The organism is Gilvimarinus gilvus (assembly GCF_030518155.1).
Classification (GTDB): Bacteria; Pseudomonadota; Gammaproteobacteria; order Pseudomonadales; family Cellvibrionaceae; genus Gilvimarinus; species Gilvimarinus gilvus.
On sequence record NZ_JAULRU010000208.1, the window covers coordinates 1 to 326 of the forward strand.

The 326-nt window shown below is 58.3% G+C and carries 1 protein-coding gene; it reads right to left on the bottom strand.

The features are described 5' to 3' along the window. The coding region (locus tag QWI17_RS01665) for an ATP-binding cassette domain-containing protein (RefSeq protein ID WP_302720751.1) at positions 1 to 192 on the bottom strand (192 nt) is incomplete at its 3' end. Positions 193 to 326: the final 134 nt, after the last annotated feature.

The window sequence follows — 326 nt, forward strand, 5'->3', positions numbered from 1 at the left end:
CACGTTGACCGTGCCGCTGGTCTTGTTCACCAGCGTGGACAGGATGCCGATGGTGGTGGACTTGCCGGCGCCGTTGGGGCCGAGCAAGGCGAAGAAATCACCTTCGGCAACGTCCAGGTCGATGCCCTTGAGGGCCTGGAAGCCGTTGCCGTAGGTTTTGGTGAGCTGTCGGATGGACAGGGCAGAACTCATAGCGGGTCACTTACCGAAGAATAAGGTGCAGGACACGCCAGATAACGTCACTGGCGCAGTGAGTGCGGCCAATGGTGCAAGGCCTGGCCGCACAAGTACAGTCATGTGTATTGATAGTGACTATCGAAACAGCC